At 62.1% G+C, this 25388-nt stretch carries 30 protein-coding genes; 17 read left to right on the top strand and 13 right to left on the bottom strand.

Going from position 1 to position 25388, the window contains the following annotated elements; genetic code table 11:
- Window positions 1-120 precede the first annotated feature (120 nt).
- The 5 genes from ACYU81_RS12875 to cobA are packed head-to-tail and all read right to left on the bottom strand — an operon-like array spanning window position 121 to window position 4053.
- Complete coding sequence (locus ACYU81_RS12875; protein WP_460987939.1) at window positions 121-912, bottom strand: phosphoadenylyl-sulfate reductase; 792 nt, start codon at window positions 910-912, stop codon at window positions 121-123.
- Window positions 905-1345, bottom strand: coding sequence for a DUF934 domain-containing protein (locus ACYU81_RS12870; protein ID WP_460987938.1), 441 nt, complete (start codon window positions 1343-1345; stop codon window positions 905-907). The genes ACYU81_RS12875 and ACYU81_RS12870 overlap by 8 nt, the downstream gene beginning before the upstream one ends.
- Complete coding sequence (locus ACYU81_RS12865) at window positions 1338-2969, bottom strand: nitrite/sulfite reductase (RefSeq protein ID WP_460987937.1); 1632 nt, start codon at window positions 2967-2969, stop codon at window positions 1338-1340. The genes ACYU81_RS12870 and ACYU81_RS12865 overlap by 8 nt, the downstream gene beginning before the upstream one ends.
- A 2-nt stretch (window positions 2970-2971) precedes the next feature.
- Window positions 2972-3268, bottom strand: coding sequence for a DUF2849 domain-containing protein (locus tag ACYU81_RS12860; RefSeq protein ID WP_449472101.1), 297 nt, complete (start codon window positions 3266-3268; stop codon window positions 2972-2974).
- Window positions 3265-4053, bottom strand: a complete 789-nt coding sequence (gene cobA, locus ACYU81_RS12855) for a uroporphyrinogen-III C-methyltransferase (RefSeq protein ID WP_460987936.1) — start codon at window positions 4051-4053, stop codon at window positions 3265-3267. The genes ACYU81_RS12860 and cobA overlap by 4 nt, the downstream gene beginning before the upstream one ends.
- 345 nt (window positions 4054-4398) lie before the next feature.
- Between cobA and ACYU81_RS12850 the strand changes: the two genes are divergently transcribed.
- Window positions 4399-4794: an MAPEG family protein gene (locus tag ACYU81_RS12850; protein WP_460987935.1), complete on the top strand. Its 396-nt coding sequence runs from the start codon at window positions 4399-4401 to the stop codon at window positions 4792-4794.
- Window positions 4795-4836: 42 nt separating this feature from the next.
- On the opposite strand, the gene ACYU81_RS12845 is transcribed toward ACYU81_RS12850, so the two are convergent.
- Window positions 4837-6321 carry a replicative DNA helicase gene (locus ACYU81_RS12845; RefSeq protein WP_196226296.1) on the bottom strand — a complete coding sequence of 495 codons (1485 nt, stop codon included), beginning with the start codon at window positions 6319-6321 and terminating at the stop codon, window positions 4837-4839.
- Between the two features lie 119 nt (window positions 6322-6440).
- Between ACYU81_RS12845 and ACYU81_RS12840 the strand changes: the two genes are divergently transcribed.
- From ACYU81_RS12840 to ACYU81_RS12820, 5 genes are all read left to right on the top strand, one after another.
- The gene (locus tag ACYU81_RS12840; protein WP_460987934.1) at window positions 6441-6923 is read left to right on the top strand and encodes a UPF0262 family protein; all 483 of its coding nucleotides are present in this window, start codon (window positions 6441-6443) and stop codon (window positions 6921-6923) included.
- A 72-nt stretch (window positions 6924-6995) separates the two neighbouring features.
- On the top strand, window positions 6996-7622 hold the full coding sequence (locus ACYU81_RS12835; protein ID WP_460987933.1) for a glycoside hydrolase family 25 protein: 627 nt from the start codon (window positions 6996-6998) through the stop codon (window positions 7620-7622).
- On the top strand, window positions 7619-8068 hold the full coding sequence (locus ACYU81_RS12830; protein WP_460987932.1) for a cytidine deaminase: 450 nt from the start codon (window positions 7619-7621) through the stop codon (window positions 8066-8068). Before ACYU81_RS12835 ends, ACYU81_RS12830 begins: the two co-directional genes overlap by 4 nt.
- A gap of 2 nt (window positions 8069-8070) precedes the next feature.
- Window positions 8071-8625 carry a dCTP deaminase gene (dcd, locus tag ACYU81_RS12825; RefSeq protein ID WP_449472091.1) on the top strand — a complete coding sequence of 185 codons (555 nt, stop codon included), beginning with the start codon at window positions 8071-8073 and terminating at the stop codon, window positions 8623-8625.
- Between the two features lie 45 nt (window positions 8626-8670).
- A complete protein-coding gene (locus ACYU81_RS12820; protein ID WP_460987931.1) occupies window positions 8671-9429 on the top strand; it encodes a metallophosphoesterase family protein in 759 nt (252 codons plus the stop codon).
- Window positions 9430-9453: 24 nt separating this feature from the next.
- On the opposite strand, the gene ACYU81_RS12815 is transcribed toward ACYU81_RS12820, so the two are convergent.
- Both ACYU81_RS12815 and ACYU81_RS12810 read right to left on the bottom strand, forming a co-directional pair.
- Entirely contained in the window at window positions 9454-10149 is a 696-nt protein-coding gene (locus tag ACYU81_RS12815; RefSeq protein ID WP_449472088.1) for an anti-sigma factor family protein, read from the bottom strand.
- Window positions 10146-10634, bottom strand: coding sequence for an RNA polymerase sigma factor (locus tag ACYU81_RS12810; protein WP_460987930.1), 489 nt, complete (start codon window positions 10632-10634; stop codon window positions 10146-10148). Before ACYU81_RS12810 ends, ACYU81_RS12815 begins: the two co-directional genes overlap by 4 nt.
- 157 nt (window positions 10635-10791) lie before the next feature.
- Here ACYU81_RS12810 and ACYU81_RS12805 point away from each other — a divergent pair, with 157 nt between their 5' ends.
- Together ACYU81_RS12805 and ACYU81_RS12800 are read left to right on the top strand one after the other, a co-directional pair.
- Window positions 10792-12027 (top strand): S8 family serine peptidase, encoded by a 1236-nt coding sequence (locus tag ACYU81_RS12805; RefSeq protein ID WP_460987928.1) that lies wholly within the window; start codon window positions 10792-10794, stop codon window positions 12025-12027.
- A 100-nt stretch (window positions 12028-12127) separates the two neighbouring features.
- Entirely contained in the window at window positions 12128-12817 is a 690-nt protein-coding gene (locus ACYU81_RS12800; protein ID WP_460987927.1) for a hypothetical protein, read from the top strand.
- 204 nt (window positions 12818-13021) lie between these two features.
- Here ACYU81_RS12800 and ctrA read toward each other — a convergent pair whose 3' ends face one another.
- Together ctrA and ACYU81_RS12790 are read right to left on the bottom strand one after the other, a co-directional pair.
- On the bottom strand, window positions 13022-13729 hold the full coding sequence (ctrA, locus tag ACYU81_RS12795) for a response regulator transcription factor CtrA (protein ID WP_196226306.1): 708 nt from the start codon (window positions 13727-13729) through the stop codon (window positions 13022-13024).
- Window positions 13730-13938: 209 nt separating this feature from the next.
- A complete protein-coding gene (locus tag ACYU81_RS12790; RefSeq protein ID WP_460987926.1) occupies window positions 13939-14832 on the bottom strand; it encodes a LysR family transcriptional regulator in 894 nt (297 codons plus the stop codon).
- Between the two features lie 108 nt (window positions 14833-14940).
- Here ACYU81_RS12790 and ACYU81_RS12785 point away from each other — a divergent pair, with 108 nt between their 5' ends.
- The gene (locus ACYU81_RS12785) at window positions 14941-15660 is read left to right on the top strand and encodes a pirin family protein (RefSeq protein ID WP_460987925.1); all 720 of its coding nucleotides are present in this window, start codon (window positions 14941-14943) and stop codon (window positions 15658-15660) included.
- Between the two features lie 113 nt (window positions 15661-15773).
- The gene (gene wrbA / locus ACYU81_RS12780; protein ID WP_460987924.1) at window positions 15774-16373 is read left to right on the top strand and encodes an NAD(P)H:quinone oxidoreductase; all 600 of its coding nucleotides are present in this window, start codon (window positions 15774-15776) and stop codon (window positions 16371-16373) included.
- A 104-nt stretch (window positions 16374-16477) separates the two neighbouring features.
- On the opposite strand, the gene ACYU81_RS12775 is transcribed toward wrbA, so the two are convergent.
- Window positions 16478-17464 carry an acyltransferase family protein gene (locus tag ACYU81_RS12775; RefSeq protein ID WP_460987923.1) on the bottom strand — a complete coding sequence of 329 codons (987 nt, stop codon included), beginning with the start codon at window positions 17462-17464 and terminating at the stop codon, window positions 16478-16480.
- A gap of 64 nt (window positions 17465-17528) precedes the next feature.
- Between ACYU81_RS12775 and ACYU81_RS12770 the strand changes: the two genes are divergently transcribed.
- The 5 genes from ACYU81_RS12770 to ACYU81_RS12750 all read left to right on the top strand — a co-directional run bounded on the left by ACYU81_RS12770 (window position 17529) and on the right by ACYU81_RS12750 (window position 20503).
- Window positions 17529-18206 (top strand): RluA family pseudouridine synthase, encoded by a 678-nt coding sequence (locus ACYU81_RS12770; protein WP_460987922.1) that lies wholly within the window; start codon window positions 17529-17531, stop codon window positions 18204-18206.
- The gene (gene arfB / locus ACYU81_RS12765) at window positions 18193-18597 is read left to right on the top strand and encodes an alternative ribosome rescue aminoacyl-tRNA hydrolase ArfB (RefSeq protein WP_449472081.1); all 405 of its coding nucleotides are present in this window, start codon (window positions 18193-18195) and stop codon (window positions 18595-18597) included. The genes ACYU81_RS12770 and arfB overlap by 14 nt, the downstream gene beginning before the upstream one ends.
- Window positions 18598-18606: 9 nt before the next feature.
- Window positions 18607-19095, top strand: a complete 489-nt coding sequence (locus ACYU81_RS12760) for a GAF domain-containing protein (protein ID WP_460987921.1) — start codon at window positions 18607-18609, stop codon at window positions 19093-19095.
- A 124-nt stretch (window positions 19096-19219) separates the two neighbouring features.
- On the top strand, window positions 19220-20071 hold the full coding sequence (locus ACYU81_RS12755; RefSeq protein WP_460987920.1) for an RcnB family protein: 852 nt from the start codon (window positions 19220-19222) through the stop codon (window positions 20069-20071).
- 54 nt (window positions 20072-20125) lie between these two features.
- Window positions 20126-20503, top strand: coding sequence for a VOC family protein (locus ACYU81_RS12750; protein WP_460987919.1), 378 nt, complete (start codon window positions 20126-20128; stop codon window positions 20501-20503).
- A 36-nt stretch (window positions 20504-20539) separates the two neighbouring features.
- On the opposite strand, the gene ACYU81_RS12745 is transcribed toward ACYU81_RS12750, so the two are convergent.
- Both ACYU81_RS12745 and ACYU81_RS12740 read right to left on the bottom strand, forming a co-directional pair.
- A complete protein-coding gene (locus ACYU81_RS12745) occupies window positions 20540-21358 on the bottom strand; it encodes an arginyltransferase (RefSeq protein ID WP_460987918.1) in 819 nt (272 codons plus the stop codon).
- A 124-nt stretch (window positions 21359-21482) separates the two neighbouring features.
- Complete coding sequence (locus ACYU81_RS12740; protein ID WP_460987917.1) at window positions 21483-22730, bottom strand: threonine ammonia-lyase; 1248 nt, start codon at window positions 22728-22730, stop codon at window positions 21483-21485.
- Window positions 22731-22827: 97 nt separating this feature from the next.
- On the opposite strand from ACYU81_RS12740, the gene ACYU81_RS12735 reads away from it, so the two are divergent.
- Window positions 22828-23697 carry an NAD(P)-dependent oxidoreductase gene (locus ACYU81_RS12735; protein ID WP_460987916.1) on the top strand — a complete coding sequence of 290 codons (870 nt, stop codon included), beginning with the start codon at window positions 22828-22830 and terminating at the stop codon, window positions 23695-23697.
- Window positions 23694-25388 (top strand): amidohydrolase, encoded by a 1695-nt coding sequence (locus ACYU81_RS12730; RefSeq protein ID WP_460987915.1) that lies wholly within the window; start codon window positions 23694-23696, stop codon window positions 25386-25388. The genes ACYU81_RS12735 and ACYU81_RS12730 overlap by 4 nt, the downstream gene beginning before the upstream one ends.

Below are 25388 nucleotides of genomic sequence, written 5' to 3'. Positions count from 1 at the left end.
CGAAAGCCGTAAGCTTACATCCTCAGCCGCACGGGATCGGCCGAGCATCGCGTCATCCCAACTTCCTCTGGGACGACGCGATGCCCTGTTCATTTCGCCAATCGAAGTCGGCTCATTTTATCAGAACACAGGCTGATTAGCCGGGTCTTCCGGATCAACCACGGGCGCGGGGACAGGCGTCACGGGCGAGTGAATGCCGCATTCCACCTTGTCCCAACCGCGCCAGCGTCCTGCGCGCGGGTCTTCACCCGGCAGCACCTTCGACGTGCACGGTTCGCAACCCACCGACAGATAACCCTGCGCTTCCAGAGGATGACGCGGCAGGTCATGCTCCGCGAAATAGGCTTCCAGATCGTCCTTCGTCCAATCGCCGAGCGGATTGATCTTCAGGCGGCCGTCTTCCACCTCGAAACGCGGCATATTCTGGCGCGTGGTGGACTGAAACGCCTTGCGCCCGGAAATCCACGCGTCCAGCCCGTCCTTGGCGCGCTGCATCGGCTCGACCTTGCGGATGTCGCAGCATCCATCAGGATCATAGGACCAGCGCAGGCCCGTCTCGTCCTTCTTCGCCAGCACTTCCGCATTGGGCGTGACCGACCGGCTGTCGGAAAAACCCATCCGGCTGATGAGGGTATCGCGATAGTTCAGCGTTTCCGTGAACATCTTGAGCGTATCGACGAAGATCACCGGCACGCTCTTATCCGCCCGCGCCACCAGATCCAGCAGCACGGCGCTTTCCGTGCCGAAGGAAGACACAACCGCCACCTTGCCTGCCAGACCTTCGGCAAAGACGGTCTTGAGCATCGTTAATGCATCCGCCCCTTCGAAACGCGCGTTCAGCGCGTCCGCGTCGGCCTGCGTGAAGGCAGGTCGGGCGTCGATTACGTCAAGCTGGCGGGCAGGTTCAGCCATCTATACTCTCCGGTTGCCGCTTCGCCCAAACCGGGCTGCGGCCATCGACAGTCTTTTGATAGACGTCGGCATAGCGATTAAGGGCACGTTCGACGGCGGCATCGTCCAACGCCTTGTCGGGGCGGAAGCTGTCGAAGCCGCAGCGGCGCATGGCGTTGATCTGATCGACCAGCACATCGCCCACCGCGCGCAGTTCGCCCTGATAACCGGCCTCGCGCAGGATACGGGCGGCCGAATAGCCGCGCCCGTCGCCATAGGCCGGGAAATTCACCTCGACCAGCGACAGCCGCTCCAAATAGGGCAGCAGTTCGCGCGCATCCTCGCCCGCCTCGATCCGCACCGCGGTCGAATTGGACTGGCCGGTGAAGGATTCGACCGTGACGGCGGGTTCCTGTGCGGCTTCACCGTCGCGGAAAGTCAGGAACTCAACCATAGATCGCCTCCTTGAAGGGCTTCATGCCAAGACGGCGATAGGTGTCGAGGAAGCGCTCGCCTTCCTGACGCTGAGCGAGATAGAGGTCGGTGACCTTCTCAATGGCATCGACGACGCCATCCTCCGAAAAGCCCGGCCCCGTGATCTGACCGACGGCAGCATCCTGAGCGCCCGATCCGCCGAGCGACAGCTGGAAATTCTCCACGCCCTTACGGTCCACGCCCAGCACGCCAATATGCCCGGCATGATGATGCCCGCACGCGTTGATGCAGCCGGAGATCTTGACCTTAAGCTCGCCCAGATCCTTCTGACGGCCAGCGTCCGCAAACCGTTCCGAAAGCTTTTGCGCCAGCGGGATCGACCGCGCATTGGCAAGGCTGCAATAATCCAGGCCCGGGCAGGCGATGATGTCGCCGATCAGGTCCAGATTGGCCTCCGCCAGCCCGGCCTCGTCCAGCTTCTGCCAGATGGCGTACAGGTCCGCCTTTTTCACATGCGGCAGGACAAGGTTCTGCGCATGAGTGACGCGCAGTTCGTCCAGCGAATGGCGTTCGGCGAGGTCCGCCACCAACTCGATCTGCTCGGCCGAAGCATCGCCCGGAATGCCGCCGCGCGGCTTCAGGCTGATGTTGACGATCGCATAGCCGGGCTGCTTGTGCGCCGCGACCTGCCGGTCCACCCACAGGGCGAAGGCGGGGTCGCTACGGTCGATCTCGTCGCTCAGACCCTGATCATAAGTCGGATTGGCGAAGAAGGGCCGGATGCGGTCCAGTTCCTCACGTGGCGGGTTGAGGCCCAGCTCCCGCATATGCGCAAACTCTTCCTCGACCTGACGCTTATATTCCTCGACGCCCAGCTCATGGACCAGGATCTTGATCCGGGCCTTGTACTTGTTGTCGCGGCGGCCGTAGCGATTGTAGACGCGCAGGCACGCTTCCAAATAAGGTACGATCTCATCTTCGGCCACGAAGTCCTTGATAAGAGGGGCGACCATCGGCGTGCGGCCCATGCCGCCACCGGCATAAACTTCCGCGCCGATCTGCCCATCGCGCGACACCAGCTTCAGGCCGATGTCGTGCAGCCGCATCGCCGCGCGATCCTCTTCGCTGGCGATCACCGCGATCTTGAACTTGCGCGGCAGATAGGTGAATTCTGGATGGAAGGTCGACCACTGACGCAGCAGCTCGGCCCAAGGGCGTGGGTCCGTCACCTCATCAGCGGCGACGCCAGCATATTGATCCGACGAGATGTTGCGGATGCAATTGCCGCTCGTCTGGATGGCATGCATCTCGACCGTTGCCAGCTCGGCGAGGATGTTGGGCGCGTCGGCCAGCTTGATCCAATTATATTGCAGGTTCGTGCGCGTGGTGAAGTGGCCATAGCCCCTGTCATATTTGCGCGCGATCTCGCCCAGCTTGCGCATCTGCGGCCCGTTCAACGTGCCATAGGGGATGGCGACCCGCAGCATGTAAGCGTGCAGCTGGAGATAGAGGCCGTTCATCAAGCGCAGCGGCTTGAACTGATCCTCGGTCAGTTGCCCGGCCAGGCGGCGTTGCACCTGATCGCGAAATTCCTCAACGCGGGCGTCCACGATGGACTGGTCATAGCTGTCATAACGATACATGGTCAGATCACCCAGTTGCCGGCATCGGCGTCATTCGGTTTAAGCGTCAGGTCGGGGCGCACCGTCGGCCCCAGGGCACGGATGCGATCCTTGATATGGGCCGGGCGCACGCCTTCGTCGGTCAGGGTGGCGTCGATCACATAAGGAGCGACCACCCGCAGCGCGGCTTCCTCGGCACGGGCAAGCTCGTCGCCCTTGTCGCCTACATCGACGGATTCGCCGACCTGCCGCGACCAGCCGTCGCCCGCCCACCAGATCACGTCCCCGGTGCCAAGGTCATTGCCAGTCAAAATCTTCACGAATGCATCTCCGCCCCATTGTTCGCCTGTGTGGCCCAGCCAGCCAGCACGTCCTGCGCCAGCGCATAGGCCGCCACTTCCCCGACCACAATCAGGGCCGGACTTTTTACTTTTTCACGCGCCACCATGTCACCCAGATCGGCGAGCAGGGTGCGCAGCGTGCGCATATCGGAACGCGTGCCATTTTCCAGCACCGCGACCGGAATGGCAGGCGACACGCCATCGGCGATAAGCTTGTCGGCGATATCCGCCGCCGTCGCCACGCCCATATAAATCACCAGCGTGCGGCCATGGCCAGCAAGCCCGGACCAGTCCTGTTCTGTCAGCCCCTTGCACTGGCCCGCGACGAAGGTCACCGCGCTCGCCGCATCACGATGGGTGAGGGGAAGCTGCGCCTGCGCCGCGCAGCCGATCGCCGCGCTGATCCCCGGCACGATCTCGACCGACACGCCAGCGGCGCGGCATGCTTCCATTTCCTCGCCCCCGCGACCGAATACGAATGGATCGCCCCCCTTCAGCCGCACGACGCTACGCCCGCCGATCGCCAGTTCTACCAGCAAGGCGTTGATGCCCTCTTGCGGCATCGAATGGCGGCTGCGCTGCTTGGCGACGGAAATCAGTTCCGCGCCCGCCGAAGCCATGGCCAATATCTCGGCCGACACCAATCCGTCATGCACGATGACATCCGCCTGCGCGATCAGGCGCGCAGCGCGCAACGTCAGCAGTTCCGGATCACCCGGACCCGCGCCGACGAGAAAGACGGTGGCAGGGAGTTGTTCGGCCATGCTGGCCAGATGGCGGAAGCGCGCAACCGTTTCAATTCAGAATGCTTTGCCCATGGCGAAGGAAAATTTGGGGGATGGAGTGTCCAGGTCCGACACCCGCCCCCTTCATTCCCGCAAAATCAATCGCATTCGGGCCGGATGAACTCGGCCGCTTCCTCCACCAGCGGGAGGAAATAACGCCGTTCGCCGTCAGCTTGAGTGGCGCGATCCTGCCGTCGCACAGATAGTGGACATCAGTATTCGCCAAGCATAATCGAACGGTATCGTTCTGTCGAGCAAGCCTCATGGCGCGAGCGCAGGAATGGCGATAACGTAGCCATCTTACCTGTGGAAAGGGGATACCGCATGGCGATCGAGCTCAAGATACTGGCGTGGAGCTGCGTGCTCCTGTTGGTGCATATTTTTGCGGCGGCGCATTTCAAGACGAAGCAATATGGGCCGAAATGGAATATGGGCGCGCGGGACGAGACCTTGCCACCGCTGGAGCCTGTCGCAGGACGGTTGGTGCGCGCGCAGGCGAATTTCCTTGAGACCTACCCCATCGCGATCGTCGCGCTGCTCGGCGTGGTGGTCGCGGGACGGACGAGTGACCTGACGGCGATCGGCGCATGGCTGTGGCTGGGCGCGCGGATCGTCTATCTTCCGCTTTACGCGATGGGCGTGCCGGTGGTGCGGACGCTGGTTTATATGGTTGGGCTGATTGGTCTTATATTGGTGTTGCAGGCGCTCATTACGGGTTGAGCGCCCTCGCCCCTTAGTTCGAGCAGAGCCGAACTCGGTCGATCACTCATAATCGCCCATATAGCCGCCGTCCGCGAGGTCGGAGAAGCGGGTGATCTTCGCGTCGAACTTCATACGGATACGGCCGGTCGAACCGTGACGCTGCTTGGCGACGATCAGTTCGGCAAGGCCGTAGATCCGCTCCATCTCCTGCGCCCATTCAAGATGCTCGCTACTCTCCTTGTTACCCGGCTCCTTCGCGGCGACATAATAATCCTCGCGAAAGACGAACCAGACCATGTCGGCGTCCTGCTCGATCGAGCCGGATTCGCGAAGGTCGGACAGCTGCGGTCGCTTGTCCTCCCGCTGCTCGACCGCACGGCTCAGCTGTGAAAGCGCCAGAACCGGAACATTAAGTTCCTTCGCCAAGGTCTTGAGACCGCGCGAAATTTCTGAAATTTCCTGCACGCGATTATCGCTGCCCCGGCCGCTGCCCTGAAGCAGTTGGAGGTAATCGACGATGACGAGGCCAATGTCATGACGACGCTTCAGCCGCCGCGCACGCGTGCGCAGCGCCGCGATGGTCAGACCTGGCGTATCGTCGATGAAAAGCGGCAGTTCCTGAAGGTCGCGCGCGGCGCGAGACAGGTTCTGGAAATCGGCGCGGCTGATCTTACCCATGCGCAGCGCCTCCCCGCTGATGCCCGACTGCTCGGCAAGCACGCGGGTCGCCAGCTGATCGGCGGACATTTCGAGGGAGAAGAAGGCCGTTTTCGCGCCCATATTCTTTTCAGGCGGGATGCCATCGACATGGTCGCGCATCCAGCGGGACGCGGCATTATAGGCGATGTTGGTGGCAAGCGAGGTCTTCCCCATGCCCGGACGCCCCGCAAGGATCATGAGATCCGAATTGTGGAGGCCACCGATCTTTTCATTCAGGCTATTGAGGCCAGTGGTGATGCCCGAAACGTGACCGCCACTGTTGAGCGCCCGTTCGGCCACCTGCACGGCCATGGTGGTGGCGGTGGCGAAGCTTTTGACGGAGCCGGTTTCACCCTCGCCCTCGGATACTTTATAGAGCGCGACTTCGGCCATCTCTATCTGTTCGCGCGGATTAACATCCTCACTGGTATCGAGAGCATTTTCAACCAGTTCTCGCCCTACATTCACAAGTTGACGCAGAAGTGCGAGGTCATAAATCTGGCTGGCGAAATCGCGCGCGCCGAGCAGCGCGGCACCGTTCCCCGTGAGCTGCGCGAGGTAGCCGACACCGCCCAATTCCTTGAGCGCCGGGTCCTGCTCCAGCATCGGCTTGAGCGTGACCGGATTGGCGACCATGTCGCGCTCAACCAGCTTCATCACGGCTTCATAGATGCGGCCATGCAGAGGTTCGAAGAAATGCTCCGCCTTGAGCTTGAGCTGAACATCCTCGGCAATGCGATTGTCGATCATCAGCGCGCCCAGCAGCGCGGCTTCCGCCTCCACGTTGCGCGGGAGTTCGGGGATGCCTGCTTCTGCGGCGGGATTAATCTGCACCAGTTCGACCATGCGCCTCTCATCGCGCTCGCCGGGGTTCTGCGCAAGGGGCAAGCTGTGTCCCGACAGGCAAAGCTGTGGAGAACTCCCCCTTGCTTTTCGCCGTCGGCAGCAGCAGGGACTATGGACCCATGACCGACCCGCGCATCATCGACATCACGCTTGACGAGCGGACGATCCTTTGGCGCAACGCGGATGTCGAGCAGGAGCGGCGGATCGCCATATTCGACCTGCTGGAAGATAATTATTTCGCGCCCCAGCGCACCCATGCCGATGATTATGCAGGCCCCTACCGCGTGCTGCTGCGCGTCGAGGATGGGCGGCTGGTGATCGAGATCAAGCGGGAGGATGGCGAGCCGCTGGAGGCGATCATCCTCGGCCTGGGCCGGTTCCGGCGCCCGATCCGGGAATATTTCGCGATCTGCGACAGCTATTATCAGGCAATCAGCAATGCCTCCCCGCAACAGATTGAAACGGTGGACATGGCGCGCAGGGCCATCCACAATGACGCGGCGGAAATGCTGATCGAGCGGCTGGAGGGCAAGATCAAGGTCGATTTCGACACGGCACGACGCCTGTTCACGCTCATCTGCGTGCTGCATATCAAGGGGTAAGGGGACATTCGCCAGCATTCTTCCGGCCGGTTTCTGGTCCGCATCCTTGCGGGCGCGCTGGTCATCGCCCTGTTGGTGTTGGGTGCGTGGAGCTATGCCTGCCGCTGGGCGCCGGGGCGCGACGTCTACCCGGTTCAGGGGGTGGCCGTTTCCGCCGACGGAGGCGCGATCGATTGGGGCACGCTGGCGGCCAATGGCGTCGATTTCGCCTATATAAGAGCGGCCAAGGGCACGGAGGGCCGCGACCCCGCCTTTGCGCGGAACTGGTCTGCGGCGCGATCGTCCGGTTTGCGCTATGGCGCGATGCTGGAATTCAGCCTGTGCGGCCGCGCCGCCGGTCAGGCGACACGCTTTGTCACGACAGTGCCACGGGACAATGCCGCCCTGCCCCCGGTGATCCGGCTCGATTTTGATCCTGGCTGCACTGCGCGGCCGGGGCGGGACGCGGTGCTGTCTGAACTCAATACGCTGGTGAACCTGGTTGAGAGCAATGCAGGCAAGCCGGTGCTCCTCAACATTTCAAAGGCTTTCGAGGAAGAATATGACATCGCGTCGGGCATAAACCGGACGCTCTGGCTGGATGGAAACTTCTTCCCGCCTGATTATGCTACCCGCCGATGGGTCATGTGGACGGCGAATGACATGCGTCATATCGATGGCATCGATGGCCCGGTTAGATGGGGCGTGGTCGCGCCATGACTATTGATACGGATGTCCAAAGCCTGATCGAGGCAGCGCGCGCGGCGAGGGCAAATGCCTATGCTCCGTACAGCCGCTTTCCTGTCGGGGCCGCCGTGCGGTTGTCCGATGGCGAGGTGGTCGTCGGCGCGAACTTCGAAAATGCGAGCTTTGGCCTGTCGCTCTGCGCTGAAACGGTGGCTTTGGCAGCCGCCAATGCGCAGGGGAGGCTTGGCGACGTCGAGGCAATCGCGGTCGTCGGGGGTGGTGCTGACCCGGTCACGCCCTGCGGAAGATGCCGTCAGATCCTGAACGAAGCAGAGCAGGTGGCGGGGCGGCCCATCGCCATTTATTGTGCGGCGAGCGAAGGTGATTCCGTGGCCCAACACAGCGTTACCGAGCTTCTGCCTTTTTCGTTCGGACCCAATGATTTGGGCCACGATCCTTCCAGTAAGAGTCAAGAATAGTCATGTCGATTTTGTCGGATAAGTGGATTCGCGAGCAGGCCATTTCCCAAGGGATGATCGAGCCCTTCGTGGAAAATCAGCGGCGAGACGGCTGCATCAGTTATGGCCTGTCCTCCTATGGCTATGACGCGCGCGTGGCAGACGAGTTCAAGATCTTCACCAATGTCGACAGCGCGGTGGTGGACCCGAAGGATTTCGCGGCGAACAGCTTTGTCGATCGCAAGACCGACTGTTGCATCATTCCGCCCAACAGCTTTGCGCTGGCCCGGACGGTCGAATATTTCCGGGTGCCGCGCGATGTGCTGGTGATCTGCCTTGGCAAATCCACCTATGCACGATGCGGCATCATCGTGAATGTGACGCCGCTGGAGCCGGGCTGGGAAGGCCATGTGACGCTGGAGTTTTCCAACACCACGCCCCTCCCCGCCAAGATCTACGCCAATGAGGGGGCCTGCCAGTTCCTTTTCCTCAAGGGTAATGAGCCGTGCGAGGTCAGCTACGCCGACCGGGCGGGGAAATATATGGGGCAGCAAGGCGTCACATTGCCTCGACTCTAGGGGACGTGCGACAAGGGCGAGGATGAATATCGATCGGCGCCAGTCATGCTGAAGTTTTTCCGCCGCGGCTCGTCGCCAGCGCCATCGTTCGTGCCCGATATAGGCAGCGATCGGCGAGTCTATGCCATCGGGGACATCCACGGGCGGCTCGACCTGTTCGAACAACTGCTGCGGTTGATCGATGAGGATGACTCGGCACGCGCTCCCCTACCCTGTCATCTCATCCTGTTGGGCGACCTGATGGATCGCGGGCCACAATCCGCCGCCGTCATAGAGCATGCAATATCCTTGTGGCGGGCATCCCCGAATTTTCACCTGATCAAAGGCAATCATGAGGAGGTCTTTGTCGGCGCCGCGAAGGGCGATGCGCAATATGCGGGCTATTGCCGCCGCATTGGGGGCGTGGCCGCGCTTGAAAGCTATGGGCTGGAATCCGGCGTCGGCACAGCGATGACGGACAAGGACATCGCGTCATGGATGCTGGAAAATGTGCCCCGCGAGCATGTCGATTTCCTGAACGGTTTTCCGGATAGTCTTGTGATGGGCGACTATCTGTTCGTTCATGCCGGGATCAGGCCCGGTCTGCCGCTAGAGAAGCAGGATGCAGCCGACCTGCGCTGGATCAGGGGTGAGTTCCTGCATGACCGGCAAGCCCATCCCTATATGGTGGTCCATGGACACAGCATCACCAGCGAAGTCGATGAGCAGGCCAACCGGATAGGGATAGATACGGGTGCCTGGAACAGCGGCAAACTGACGGCGATCGGCCTTGAGGGCACAGATCGCTGGTATTTGCAGACTTAGCCGGAACGGAAAGACGTCCGAAGTTCAGCGCCAGCCCTTGGCCTTGGCGGCAGCCTCCTGGGTCGCGTCGGCGGGGGAGCCTTCGATCAGGGCGCTTACCGTCGCCATAATGCTTGCGTCGGTGGAGGATGCCTGACGGTAATCCGTCGATTGGGCGGCGCCGGGAATCAGTTGCTGAACCTGCCAGCCTTCCCCCTCGCGGCAGGCCACTCCCGACAGGGCTCTGCCTTCGAAGCTACGGCACCAGCCTCCGCCCTTGCGCTGAAAACTCAGGCCGATGCGGATTGATGTGTCCTTTTGGGCCGAGGCAAGTTGTGTTTCGAGGGCGGAGGCGAGTTCACCCCTCGCCACCATAACGCCATCGCTGACTGCAACAGGTCCAGCGGGGCCGCTCGACAAACGGCCGATGCCGAGACCCAGGACAAGGCTGGCAGCGATCGCGCCGCCAATGCCCCAACTGCGCCATTTGGGAGCCGCGGGACGGGTGATGGGCGTGACCTTCGGCCGTTCCTCCAGCAGCGCACGCATAGCCTGTGGCACAGGTTCAGCTTCAACCGGCGCATAGTGACCGGAAAGACGCTGCCGCAAATGCCGGTGCATTTCCAGGCGCTGGGCCAAAGCAGGATCGTCCGCAACGGCGCGATCGACGCGGCGGCTAGTGATTTCGTCCAGCTCGCCATCGACCCAGGCGATCAGCATGGCTTCATCAATGTCGGTCATGCTGCTTCTCCCAGCAATTCGATAAGGGCGCCGCGTCCACGAACCAAGCGCGAGGTCAACGTACCCATGGGCACGCCCAGAATTTCGGCGGCTTCCTTGTAGGACAGGCCCTCTACCAGAACGAGCGCGATGGCTTCGCGCTGCTCATCCGGCAAAGCCTGCATCGCGCGATCGACGTCGGAGAGCATGACGTGCGCCTCCACATGCTGATCGCCTGCATAGCCAACATGCTCACCGGCCTCTTCGGGTGCGAAAGTCCGCACGGCGCGCTGCCGCGAACGGCCTTCATCGATCCAGAGGTTGCGCATGATACGATACATCCAGCTGTCCAACCTTGTCCCCGGCTGCCATTGTTGGCGCGCCCGCAGCCCTCGCTCCAGCGCCGCCTGGCAAAGGTCGTCCGCATCGGCGCGGTCCCTCGACAAGCTGACGGCGAAGCGGCGCAGCCGGGGGAGGATCGCCAACAGATCGTTTTCGAACGACATCCGGTCTCCATCACTTGTTCAAGGATGAAACGGCTGTGCCCGTTCGTTTCATCCCCGAAGAGGTATATCTACCGGAAATAAATTCGCGATGACTCATTATGGATGCGAAAGGAGCGGAAAATTCGCCTCCGCGCCAGTCGAGGATGAAGAGACAGAGATGAAGGCCCTACGTTCCTGGATCGTTGCGGGACTGCTGCTGACAGGTCCGGCGGCACAAGCACAATTGTTGCCGTCCCCCAATGGGGCCTTGGGGCAGATAGGAGGGATGGTTCCGGACTTGCTCAACGACGCGGAAGGCGCGCTGAATAGGGTTCCTCCCACCCGCTTGGCAGAACGCCTCGTGGCGGCGAGAGCGGCACGGATTGGTGATCTGCTGCGACGGCATGGCGACAGCGTGGAACTGGACGATCGGAAAGAGGCCGCGCGGCGTGGCGTCATCCTGCTGACGGGTGCCAAGCAGACCAGCATCGAAGCGTTGCGTCGCGCGGGCTATGCGGTGGCAAGCGAGGCCATTGAGGGGATCGACCTGCCCCTAACGCGCCTCGCGGTGCCGCCCGGCCGGAGCCTCTCCCGCGCGTTGAAGCAGGTGCGCTCGATCGCACCAGAGGCGGAGGTGAGCGCGGATAATCTCTATTTCCCCGGCGGTGCGGCGCCCAAGTCGGGGAGTGCAGCCTTGGCGGGGACAGGGCCTGTCCGATCTCGAGCGGCGGGAATGATCGATGGTGGCGTCGCCCGTCACGCGTCACTCACTGGCGCGGTCGAGCAGCGCGGCTTCGTTCGCGGCGCGCCTCGTGCCAGTTCGCACGGCACGGCGGTGGCGTCCTTGATCAGTGGAACCGGGTCCATTCGGGGCGCGGCGCCGGGTACGCCGCTGCTGGTCGCAGATGTTTATGGTGATGATCCAGCGGGCGGCAGTGCCTTCGCGATCGTGCGAGCGCTGGGATGGATGGCGGCGCGCGGGGTCAACGTCGTCACCTTAAGCCTGGTCGGACCCGATAATCCTCTGCTGGCAGGAGCCATCCGGCTGGCGCGTGAAAAGGGCGTTACGGTGGTAGCGGCGGTCGGCAATGACGGTCCGGCTGCGCCACCCGCCTATCCCGCATCCTATCCTGATGTCGTGGCGGTGACGGGCGTAGATGGCCGCGGGCGCTTGCTTCCCGAAGCGGGGCGCGCCCGGCATGTGGATTTCGCGGCGCCCGGCGCGGACATGAATGCCGCGCGCACCGATGGCGGCAAGGGCAGCGTGCGAGGCACCTCTTTCGCCGCGCCGCTTGTCGCGGGGCGGCTGTTTGTGAACGGTAGCCTGAGCGGGCTGATCGAGGAGGCCAAGCCGGAAAGCAGCAAGGCATTCGGGCATGGTATTATCTGCGACAATTGCAGAAATATGGATTGAATATCAGCTGCTTGTTAAGAATATTTCGGCGTCAGGGATGAATTTGCATCGCCATCCCGTTGTCCTTGCATCGGATCGAAAACGAACAAGGAGACGATCGATGAAGAAGACAATCATTCTTGCCACTGCTTGCCTTGCCGCCCTGACTGCGGTTCCTGCGTCTGCCCAGCTGCTGGGTGGTGGTGGCGGTCTGGGCGGTGGCCTGGGCGGCGCTCTGGGCGGCGCTGGTGGATCGCTCGGCGGCGCATTGAGCGGCTCGGGCGGCATCGGCCTCGACCGCAGCATCGATCTGGACAATGGGCGGGTTGCGGCGAAGGGTTCTGGTTCTGGCCGGGCTGACGGTGCGGCGACTGGCTCTGTAACCCACAAGGGAAAGAGCCACGGCGCAAACGCGGCGGGTTCAGCCAGTGGATCCGCCAGCGGTGGCCTGACCGCCGACACGCTGGGCACCAATGATGTCGCCAATGCAGTACGGGGCGTTCGGGATCAGGCCAGCCAGACGGCGGGCGCAGCGCGAGATCGCGCGGTCACGGCAGGTGCAGCGGCGCAAGGGCAAGCCAGCGCTACCGCACAAGCGGCACGCAACCGGGCCGGTGGCGCACTGAGCGGTGCTGGATCGGCGGCCGGTAACGCGTCTGGCGCGGCTCAGTCCGGCGCGGCAAACTCAGCCGGTAGCGCCAGCAACGCTCTCAATGGAGGCGCGGCGCTTAATGCAACCGGCACGCTATCGGGAAGCGGCCACGCATCAGGCTCCAGCGATAGCACGTCGTCCAGTCAGGCGGACAATTGACCCCACTCGGGCGGATTCCCCACTTCGGGCTTTAAGCCCGCCCCCTTTCCGCCCCTCCGCCTGACAAGACAGGGCCGGTGATCCAAGAGGTCACCGGCCCTTTTCCATATCAGGAGAGATTGATCGAGCACGGTCGCATCAACGACAAAGGCCGATGATCCCATAGGATCACCGGCCTTTCGGCACCCGCGCAAGGTTGCAGGGTCAGGCGACTTTGGTCGCGACCTCTTCCGCTTCATCGGGATCGCGCAGCACATAGCCACGGCCCCACACGGTCTCGATATAATTGTCGCCACTGCATGCCAAAGCAAGTTTCTTGCGCAGCTTGCAGATGAAGACGTCGATGATCTTGAGTTCAGGCTCGTCCATGCCGCCATAGAGATGGTTAAGGAACATCTCCTTGGTCAGGGTCGTGCCCTTGCGGAGCGAGAGCAGCTCCAGCATTGCATATTCCTTGCCGGTCAGGTGGACGCGGTTGCCGTCCACTTCCACGGTCTTGGCGTCCAGATTGACCGCCAGCTTGCCCGTCCGGATGACCGACTGCGAATGGCCCTTGGACCGGCGAACCACGGCATGAATGCGCGCGATCAGTTCTTCGCGATGGAACGGCTTGGTCACATAATCGTCGGCGCCAAAGCCGAAGGAACGAACCTTGCTGTCCATCTCCGCAATGCCGGAAAGGATAAGCACCGGCGTCTGCACCTTGGCGGCGCGGAGCTTCTTCAGCACGTCATAGCCGTGCATGTCCGGCAGGTTCAAATCCAGACAGATGATGTCGTAGTCATACAACTTACCAAGGTCGAGCCCTTCCTCGCCAAGGTCCGTAGTGTAGACGTTGAAGCCTTCGGTCGTGAGCATAAGCTCGATCGCCTTGGCCGTTGTCGGTTCATCTTCTATTAGCAGAACGCGCATATTGAAGCCCCTGTCCTTGCAGATCCCGTCAACCCCTAAGAACGGCGTCTGCTCCAATTCATTAACCAAAAAACTTCTGAAGGACAAAGGTTAATTTTTCGCTAACCCGCAGAAATGCGCGAGTCGCGGGAATTTGAATCTGTTTGAAAAGATTTATTGTCGAAGTGATTCATTTTGAGTCAAGATAGATTCACCTGCGCAACGAAGCTTCAGCAACCGTGGTTGCGAGCGATGAAGTCGAGCAGCGCCTCGACCCGCGCAGGCCGCAATCGCGAGGGCGGCGTGACCAGATGCAAGCCAAGTGGCGGCGGCCTCCAGTCGATCAGGACCTCCTCCAGTTTACCTGAAGCGAGCGCTTCGCCCACTATGAAATCGGGCAGCCGAGCAACGCCTATGCCTGCTCGGAGCGCCGGCAGCATCGCTTCACCACTGTTGACGGTTAGGCGCGCCCTTACCTGTATCACGACATTCTGCTGCCCCGGCCCCGAGAAGCGCCATACGTCAGGCGTCGGCGCATTGGCATAGCAAAGACAGTCGTGGGCACCGAGGTCGGACGGATGCTTGGGCCTGCCCCGCTCCTCCAAATAGGCGGGAGAAGCGATGACATGCATCTTGACGTCACCCAACCGCCTCGCGCGGAGCGAGCTATCGGGCATGTCGGCAATGCGGAGGGTGGCGTCGAGCCCCATCTCGATCATGTCTATCCGCGCGTCAGAGAGATGAAGATTGATGTCGACGGCGGGATGAAGCTTGGCGAACTGCGCGACCAGCGGCGCGATGCGGAGTAATCCGAACGTCATCGGCGCGCCTAGCCGAATGGTTCCGGACAGTTCGTCGGTATCCTGGCGAGCAGCTTCCTCCGCCGCCTGCCCTTCCTCGAAAATCCGGGCGGCGTGACTGGCGAGACGCTTGCCGCTTTCGGTCAGGGCAAGGCGGCGACTGGTGCGATTAAACAGGCTGGTCTCAAGATGCTGCTCAAGGCGTGTGACGGCCTTTGAAACCGTCGCTTTCGACACACTGAGCGCCTTAGCGGCATCGGTGAAGCTGCGATGCTCCACGACGGCGGCGAACATCGCCCAGGCTTCAAGGTCAGGAAGACGCATAAAGGAAACAATCCGTTTCAATGCTGCCGGTTTAAGAAACGATCCTGATCGCTAAATCAGTTGGAAGCAAGCGGGAACGCTTTTCCCGCAGCAACGAAAGGCACAAATATGATCACCGCCGCAGGAAACCGCATCGAGCGTCGCCCCTTCGAGACGCTGGGTCATGCCGACCATGGCTGGCTCAACGCCCGCCATCATTTCTCCTTCGCCGACTATCATGACCCTGACCGCATGGGCTGGGGCGCGATCCGCGTGTGGAATGACGATGAAATCGCGGCGAACACCGGATTTCCTCCACATCCCCACCGCGACATGGAAATCGTCACTTATGTTCGCAAGGGCGCGATCACGCATCAGGACAGCCTGGGCAACAAGGGCCGCACCGAGGCTGGCGACGTACAGGTGATGAGCGCAGGCACCGGCATCCGTCACTCCGAATATAATCTGGAGGATGAGACAAGCACGCTGTTCCAGATCTGGATCATTCCCAAGGCGCAGGGCGGCGCGCCAAGCTGGGGCGCCAAGCCTTTTCCGAAAGGCGATCGTGCCGGACGTCTGGTGGTGCTGGCCAGCGGCTATGCGGAAGATCAGGACGCGCTGCGCATCCGCGCCGACGCGCGGTTGCTGGGCGGCACCATAAAGGCTGGCACCAGCGTGACCTATGAAAGCGCGGAGGGACGGCACCTGTATCTCGTGCCCGCGACTGGGCGGGTCGAGATCAACGGCCAGACCTTTGAAGCGCGCGACGGCGCTGCGATCCTGGGCGGCCAGCCCATCACGATCACCGCGATCGAGGATAGCGAAATCGTCCTCGTCGATAGCGAATAGGCCCGGAAGGCCTATCGGCCGCTCGCTCACCTTGCCCCCCTGAGGGGGCGAGCGGTCGCATTATTCAAGAAACCTTTTTCCGATCAATGCATTACCAAGACTGGAGACACTTCATGGCTAAGGTGCTGGTTCTCTATTATTCGTCCTACGGCCACATCGAAACGATGGCGAAGGCTGTTGCGGAAGGCGCGGCCGCCGCTGGCGCTCAGGTTGACATCAGGCGAGTGCCCGAAACCGCGCCCTTGGAGGTCGCCCGAAATGCGGGCTTCAAGCTGGAGCAGGATGCGCCGATTGCGTCGGTGGCGGAACTCGCCGACTATGATGCAATCATCATCGGCACCGGCACCCGCTTCGGCCGCATGTCGAGCCAGATGGCGGCTTTCCTTGATCAGGCAGGCGGCCTTTGGGCGCGCGGCGCGCTTAACGGAAAAGTGGGCGGCGCCTTCACATCTACTGCTAGCCAGCATGGCGGGCAGGAAACGACTTTATTCTCGATCATCACCAATCTGCTGCATTTCGGCATGGTGATCGTGGGGCTGGACTATGGCCACGCCGGGCAGATGGGCGTCGACAAGGTGCGTGGCGGCGCACCCTATGGCGCCACGACTATCGCGCATAGCGACGGCAGCCGTCAGCCTGACGAGGATGAACTGGAAGGCGCCCGGTATCAGGGACGGCGGATCGCGGAGACGGCAATCAAGCTGCACGGGTAGAAATTTGGCTGCACTCTTCCCCTCTCGGTGCAGCGGTTGAGCCTTGGGTCGCAAGGCACAACGATAGGGGCCGGTGCATAGGATGGATGCACCGGCCTCTTTTTTCAGAGGAACAGGCGACCGCCGACCGGGCTGGCGCGCAAAAGATAATAGACGGCGATGGGCAACAGCAGCGCATGGAGCAGCAACCAAGGCTTGTCCAAATGGGGTGACAGGTAATGGATGACCGCGACGTGCAGATACATGATGACAAGTGAGGCCCTGCCCACTGCCGCCAACCATCCGCCAAAAGGCGCGACATGGACAGAAATGCGGAAGATCAGCAACGACGTCGCTACAGCCGAAGCGAGCGACAGGATCGGCAACCCGTAATCGGCAGCCTTCATGTTAAGCGTGGGAAGCAGACCGGATAGCCCCGCCAGAGCCAGCGCGCCCAATGGGAGCCACATCCAATGCCTCCACGGCACCTGCTGCCACACGGCTCCGATCCAGAGCAGCACAAGAGCCATGGGCACGGACAGCAACCCCAACACGGACGTCTGGGTAACCTCCCCTGCTACATAGGCTACAACAGAGACAGCTATGATCGCGATAAGCCAGCGCCGGTCGAGAGGATCGGGCCAACGGGACAGCAGCGCATTGAACAGGATGCGCGCGGCCATCAGGCAGGGCACGAACCAGAATATGGTATAGGGACCGCGCAGCCATGATCCGCCAAGAAGGATCGGCAATATGTCGTCCGGCCATTGGTTGAAGATAGGCCGCTGCCCCTTCATCGGCTCAATAATCTGATCCGCAATGATCAGTAATGCCAGGAAGGCCGCATAGGGACGCATCTGCGACGCCAATTGCCGCAGGGCGAATCCTTTGGGCGGCTGAGGACGCGAAAGCAGGCCCGACAGCAGGAAGAACAACGGCATGTGGAAGCTGTAGAGCGCATCTCGGAGAGGGCCGCTTCTCCACACATGTCCGGCCACCACGGCGATGATACCAATGCCGCGCGCCACATCGATCCATTCCAGCCGCCCGCCACCCTGCACCCGTTCCGATGGCGCCGACTTGTGCTGGACCTCGTTCCCCCTGTTCTCCATGGCTTCCTCGCCCTATAGGACAGCGCGCGCCCGTCAATCTTTCCAACTGGTTCGGAATCACCCCTTGTCCCTATTGCATGACCGAGTTCTCTTCATCGATGGTGAAGCCATCATTCTCGACAAGCCCGCCGGCTTGCCGGTCGATGCGCCGCGCGACGGTTCGCTGAGCCTGGAGAACCACCTTTCGTCACTGACCTTCGGCTTTCAGCGCTGGCCTCTGCCGGTGCACCGGCTGGACCGGGACACCAGCGGCTGCCTGCTGTTGGCGCGCAATCCCAAGGCGCACAAGCGCTATGCCGCCGAGTTTGAGGCGGGAACGGTCAGCAAGCGCTATGTCGCGGTCGTGGACGGTGTACCGGAAGCCGAAAGCGGCACGATCGAACTGTCGCTGAAGAAAGTCAGCAGCGCGGCCAAGGGCTGGCGCATCATCGCGGCCAAAGAGGGGAAGTCCGCTGTGACCGAATGGCGAAAGCTGGCGGTGAAGGACGGCCGCTCGCTGATGGTCTTCACACCGCGCACCGGACGAACCCATCAGATTCGCGCTCACACATTATATGGCTTGGGCTTCGCCATCGCTGGCGACCCGGTATATGGCACCGGCGAGGGACCAATGCTGCTACACAGCCGTTTCCTCAGCGTCCCGCGCGGGAGCAAGGCTCCAGCAGAGGCGACAGCTCCCCTGCCCGCGACCTTTACGGCAGCGGGCTTCGGGCCGGAGTATCTGGACGATGCCGGACTTTGACATTCCGGAAGATGCGCTGGAGGAGCGTTTCATCACCGCTGGCGGTCCCGGCGGGCAGAATGTCAACAAGGTCGCCACTGCGGTTCAGCTAAGGGTGGCCCTCTATCGGCTGGGATTGCCGGTCCATGCCTTCCGCAAAATAAAGGAACTGGCGGGATCACGCCTGACCTCTGGCGGGGAGATAGTGATCCAGGCGTCCCGCTTCCGCACGCAGGAGGCCAATCGCCAGGATGCCCGCGACCGGCTGGCCGAGATGATCGTCGAGGCCTACAAACGCGATCCCCGGCGCATCGCCACGAAGCCGGGCAAGGCGGCAAAGGCACGCCGCGTAGACGCCAAGAAGGCGCGCAGTTCAGTGAAGCAGGGGCGTGGCAAGGTGCGGATGGATTGAGGACTGCCGATGTTTGATTTCAAGACACCAACTGATGGCGACAAGTCCACGCTCTATGCGGACCTCCTGTCGGCCGTCGATGCAGTGACGGACGGCGAGCCGGATGCTGTCGCCAACATGGCCAATGCCGCGGCGCTAATTTGGCAATTTCTTCCGGACCTTAACTGGGCAGGCTTCTATCGCATGGTAGAAGGTGAACTGGTGCTTGGCCCATTTCAGGGAAAGCCAGCCTGTATCCGCATACCTTTAGGCCGAGGCGTCTGCGGCACGGCGGCGGCCACGGGAAAGACGCAGCTGGTCGAGGATGTCCACTCTTTCCCCGGCCACATCGCCTGTGATGCGGCCAGCGCGTCGGAGATCGTCGTGCCCGTGACGGTCGATGGCCGCGTCGTTGCTGTGCTTGACCTCGATAGCCCTGCCCCGGCGCGTTTCGATATCGCCGACCAGAATGGGCTTGAGATGCTGATCGAACGGATCGGCACTCGGCTCGCCTCATAACCCTGCTCCGTTTCGGAACAGGCGGGGCGTTCCCCCCGCGTGGATCGAGGCGGATCATCATGCTAAACCAGACGTTAACGTCACGGCCATGCTCAAGGCAGCCATGAACAACGGGGAGTTTTGCATGCGGAACTGGAGCATCATGCTGGCGGGCACGGGCCTTGCCCTCGGCCTCGCAACACCGGCTTTAGCGGGCGATGCAGCCGGAACGGGCGCGACGCTCCCTGCCCTGGGCAAGAGTTTTTCCGGCATGCGGCCGGTTCATGCCGGAATGCACCGCGGAACGATGGTCCACCGCTGGGGACCGCGCGTTCAGGGTCGCTGGTTCGCGGGCTGGTATGCGCCGGGCGGTTGGGGCGCTTACCGGCGGCCGGTCATGGGCTATGTCCTGCCATCCTATTGGGTGAGCCCCACCTACCGGATCGGCAATTATGGACGCTACGGCCTGCCCGCGCCCGTCGATGGCTATGGTTGGTCCCGCTATTATGACGACGCCGTGATGGTCGATCGGCACGGCCGCGTCCGGGATCATCGCAGCGACGTCGATTGGGATGCCCCCGATCATGAACCGGACCGGCCCGGCGTCCCCTATGATGATGATGTGACCGCGCATGACGGGCCTCCGCCCCCACCCCATGAATATGAAGGGCGCTGGACCGGCACCTGGCGTGACGAAAACGGCCGCACGGTGAGCGGCGAATATGAAGGCCGTTTCGAAGGCGAGGCGCGCAGTAACTATGGAGTGGATTATGACGCTCCGCCCTATGGCGCACCACCGCCGATCGTTCGGCATGATGGCCCCGGCGCCCCGGTGGTGACGACGACGCAGGCCCCCGGCTACATCGCGGGCGGCTATTATTATCCGGGTGCCACGACAACGACAGTGGTCATCACGCCGACGGTCACTACCACCAGCTACGTGACCGAAACGACGACGCGTCGCCATGGCGTCAAACGCAGGTGCAACTGCAAATAGGATCAGGGGTTTAGCCTGTCTGAAGACCCAGTGGGCAAGGACAGGAGAGACGGCATGATCCATCATGTGTCGGTTGGGACAAATGACGTCGAACGCGCGCGGGCGTTTTACAACCCGCTGATGACGCTGCTCGGCTATCGCAACATACGCGATTATCCGCATTCACTGGATTATGGCGTGACGGACGTGGCGTTCAGCGTCGAAACGCCCGTGAATGGGGATCGAGCGTCGCCCGGCAACGGCATTCATATCTGTTTCGAAGCGGCCGATCGCGAAGCCGTCCGCGAGTTCTATCGACTGGCGCTGGAACTTGGCGGAACGGACGAGGGCACGCCGGGCGTTCGCCCCAATTACGACGCCCATTATTACGGGGCGTTCGTGCGCGATCCGGATGGAAACAAGATCGAGGCTGTGACCTTTGCCGCGAGATAGACGCATGCAGCCTTGTGGCGGTCGAGGCCGAGGAGGCTATTTCCGGAAGATACCCGCCAGTTCGATCGGCAACGGCGGTTCGTCGCGAGGAACTACGCCCCGGATGGCCTGCGCCTGCTCCTGCGGGTCGAAACGAACCCAACCGCTGCGGCTCAGCTTTTCCAACGGGCGGTAGCGGACCTTATACTGCATCCGCTGCGACCCTTCGACCCAATAGCCCAGATAGACATAGGGCAGGCCCGCCTTCGCGGCGCGCAGGATGTGATCCATGATGATGAAATTGCCCAGACCCTTGCGGTGCTCCAACTCCGTGTCGAAGAAGCTGTAGATCATCGACAGGCCATCGCCCTGCCGGTCGGTCAGGCATGCACCGATCAACTTGCCGGGGCGGCCATTCTTGCCGGGCTCGCGATATTCGACGACGTGGCTTTCGACCGGGGTCTGCTCGACCATGTCGGCGAAATCCATCTCGTCCATCTCGGTCATGCCGCCGCCCGGATGGCGCGCCTTGAGATAGCGCTGGAGCAGCTCGAATTGCTCCTCGGTGGACCATGGCTTGCATGCCGTGACGATCAAATCGCTGTTGCGGCGAATGAGCTTGCGTTGCGTGGCGTTGGCCGTGAACTCTCCTGCCACCACACGAACCGATACGCAGGCGGAGCAGTCGGCGCAACTTGGCCGGTAGGCGACATTCTGGCTGCGGCGAAAGCCGATGCGGCCGAGCGCATCGTTAAGTTCCGCCGCGTTGTCGCCGTTAAGTTCGGTAAAGACCTTCCGCTCGCTCCGGCCCGGAATATAAGGGCACGGGCTGGGGTTCGTCACAAAGAAGCGCGGAAAACGAAATGGTGCGCTCACCCCACGGTCTCCGTCAAAACGCTGCGAGAAACTTGAGTCATGGACAGACTATGACGCCCGCAGCCTTCCGTGAAAAGGTCATTTACCACGAAAAAAATGCGTACTCCCTACGCCGGGAGGCCGATCAGGCAACCTCGATCGGCGCTACCTCATATCCGGCGGCGCGCAGGGCTGTGATCAAGCGATCAAGATGCTCCCCGTCGCGGGTTTCGCATTCGACGTCGAGGCTAAGGCCCTTGGCGGGAAGATTGGTGAAGATGCGCTGATGCGACAACTCCAGAATGTTGACCGCTTCCTGATCGAAGATGCGGGCGACATGGAACAGCGCGCCGGGGCGATCCTGCAAGATGATGCGCAGGCGCGCCAGACGACCCGACCGCGCAAGATCGCGCAGCAGCACGTTCGCCAGCAGGCGCGTGTCGATATTGCCCCCGGTCAGGACGAGCCCAACATTGCGGCCCGCAAACATGTCCTTGTGCATCAACAGCGCGGCAAGCCCAGCCGCGCCTGCGCCCTCGACCACGGTCTTTTCGATCTGGAGCAGCAGGCTCAACGCCTCCTCCAGATGCCGTTCATCCACCAGCAGGACGTCGTCGGCCAAGCGCTCGACAAAGCGGCGCGTCAGCTCACCCGGCTCCTTCACCGCGATGCCTTCGGCCAGCGTATCGCCGTCGCAGGCCAGGTTCGCCTGCTTGATATGGCTGTACATCGACGGATAAAGCTCCGCCTGCACGCCATAGATGCGGATGTCGGGCTTCATCGCCTTGGCCGCAGTGGCCATGCCGGAAAACAGCCCGCCGCCACCGATCGGGATGACCAGCGTGTCGATTTCCGGCGCGTCCTCCAGCATTTCCAGCGCGACAGTACCCTGTCCGGCCATGATGTCGGGTTCATCGAACGGGTGGACGAAAGTCAGGCCATTTTCCTTGGCCAGTTGGCGCGCATAAGTGCTGGCATCGTCAAACTTCTCACCATGCAACACGACCGTCGCGCCATGCCCTTGCGTCTGCGTCACCTTAACCGTCGGCGTGGTCACGGGCATGACGATGGTCACGGGCACGCCCAGACGGCGACCGTGATAGGCAAGCCCCTGCGCGTGATTGCCAGCGGAAGCGGCGATCACGCCCTTTTCCTTTGACGCCGCGTCCAGCTGAAGCAGGCGATTGAGCGCGCCGCGTTCCTTGTAGGCAGCGGTAAACTGGAGGTTCTCGAACTTCAGGTAGACCTTGCAGCCGAGCATATTGGACAGGGTCTGACTGATCAGCGTCGGCGTATGCACGACCGCGCCCGAAATCCGCACGCGCGCCGCCAATATGTCATCGACGGTAACGGGCAGCGGCATCGCGCTTTCGATCTTGCTCAACGTGTTCATGCGCTCGCCCCTAGCGGAAATTTACCTCGGAAGGAACTGGCCCTTGGCGAAATCTCGTCCTATGGCAAAAGGCCACGCGGCTAACTGTACGAGGCATATGGCTAATATCGCGTTTATCGGTCTGGGCGTCATGGGCGGCCCGATCGCCGGGCATCTGGCGAAGGCTGGACACGAACTGACCGTCTACAACCGCTCAATCGGAAAGGCGAAGAAGTGGGCCGAGGCATATGGCGGCGCCGTGGCGGTCACCCCTGCCAAGGCGGCGGAAGATGCCGAAATCGTCATCAGCTGCGTTGGCACCGACGATGACCTTTCGCAGGTCACCGTTGGCAAGGAAGGCGCGTTCCGGACGATGAAGCCGGGCAGCCTGTTCATCGACCATACGACGGTATCGGCCCGGATCGCGCGGCAGTTGTTCGTCGAAGGCGAAAGCCGCGGACTTCATTGCGTCGATGCCCCCGTATCGGGTGGTCAGGCAGGCGCGGAAAACGGCCGCCTGTCGATCATGTGCGGCGGTACGGCACCAGCGGTCGAGGCCGCGAGGATCGTCATGCAAAGCTATGCCGCCCGTATCGTGCATGTCGGCGGTGCGGGAGCCGGGCAAACGACCAAGATGGTGAACCAGATTTGCATCGCCGGCGTTCTGCAAGGGCTTTCCGAAGCGCTACGCTTTGCGCAAGCCGCCGAACTGGATCTGGACAAGGTGTTCGAAGCCGTGTCCGGCGGCGCCGCGCAAAGCTGGCAGATGGATAACCGCTGGAAGACTATGGCACAGGACAGTTTCGATTTCGGCTTCGCCATCGATTGGATGCGCAAGGATCTTGGCCTTGCCCTCGAAGAGGCGCGTGCCAATGGCGCGACCCTTCCGGTGACCGCATTGGTCGATCAATTCTATGCCGATGTGCAGGCGATGGGCGGAAGCCGACAGGATACAAGCGCGCTGGTGAGGCGGATCACCAAGGCATGAAGCCCGCCCTTTTGGCGGCTATCACCGCGCTCGCCCTGCCCTTTCCCGCTTTGGCGTCGGGGGTCATCGACAATGTGAATGGCATCGCGGTCGACGCCAATGGACGCACAGTGCGCTTTCGCGCTCTGCTGATCGACGATGAGGGCAAGGTCGAAAAGCTGCTGCCCGGACGCTATGAAGCGCCGCCCCGCCAGAAAAAGCTGAAGAAGGGCCAGAGCTGGCCGAAGGGCCTCGACTTCCAACTGGACGGCGGGGGCAAGACATTGATCCCCGGCCTGATCGACGCGCATGGCCATGTCATGGCGTTGGGCCTGACGCAGATCACGCTCGACCTGTCCGGCACGCGCTCACTGGCTGACGCGCAGGGCAAGATACGGGAATATGTCGCCGCCAATCCCGGACGGAAATGGATCATCGGCCGGGGATGGAATGCCGAGCTTTGGGGCCTTAATCGGGCGCCCACCGCTGCCGATCTCGACGCTGCCTCCGCCGATGTCCCAATATGGCTGGAAAGCGCGGACGGCCAAGTGGGCTGGGCCAATTCAGCGGCAATGAAAGCCGCCGACATCAGCGCCACAAGCAAGGCGCCTGCCGGTGGCCGGATCGAGATGACCGGGGGCAAGCCGTCCGGCGTTTTCGTTGGCAAGGCGATGGACCTTATCCAGCGGGTCGCCCCGCCTCCCGCTCCCAAGGACCGGGACATCGCGCTGGAAAAGGCGCAACAATTGTTGCTGGCGAACGGCGTCACCGGCATTGCCGACATGGGCACCACGATCGAGGATTGGCAGGCATTCCGCCGCTCGGCCGATCGGGGGGCGCTGCGCGTGCGGATCATCTCCTATGCGCAGGGCCTCGACAATATGGTGCTGATTGCAGGACCTGAGCCGACGCCGTGGCTCTATGATGACCGGCTGCGCATGGGCGGACTGAAACTGGCGTTGGATGGATCGCTCTCGTCGCGCGGAGCATGGCTCAAGGCCGATTATGCCGACGCACCGGGGCAGCGTGGATATTCGCTGATCCCATCCACGCAGCTGCGCAACATGATGAGCCGCGCGGCGATGGACAATTTCCAGATCGCCGTCGATGCCTCCGGAGACGCGGCTAACAGCGAACTGCTGGATGCGATCACGGAACTGGGCCAAACCTACAAGGGCGACAGGCGCTGGCGGGTTGAAAAGGCGGAGGTTGTCGATCCAGCTGACCTGCCCCGCTTCGGGCAAAATGGCGTCATAGCGTCAATGCAGCCCGCGCTTCAGGCCGCAAACTGGCGCATGGCGGTCGCGCGCATGGGTGAGAACCGGTTGAAGGGCGGCTATGCGTGGAAAGCGATGCTCGACAATCGCGCACCATTGGCGTTCGGCTCTGGCGCGCCTGTGACGAACCCCAATCCCTTTGTCGGCATGGCCGTCGCCATGAGCCGCGAGGATGCGACCGGCGAACCGGCAGGCGGATGGATGCCGGAACAGCGAGTGAGCTTTGAGGCAGCGCTTGACGGCTATACGCGGCAGGCGGCCTTTGCGGGTTTCGCGGATAAGCGTTTTGGCAGCCTGATCCCCGGACAGAGGGCGGATTTCATCCTCATCGACCGGGACATCTCCATAGCTCGTCCCGTCGACATACGGGCGACGCAGGTTCTGGAAACATGGATCGGCGGCAAGCGGGTCTTCATGAAGGGCGCCAAGCCCTAG

The sequence above is a fragment of the Sphingobium sp. TomTYG75 genome (genome assembly GCF_054771635.1).
This window is presented reverse-complemented; position numbering and strand designations above follow the sequence as displayed.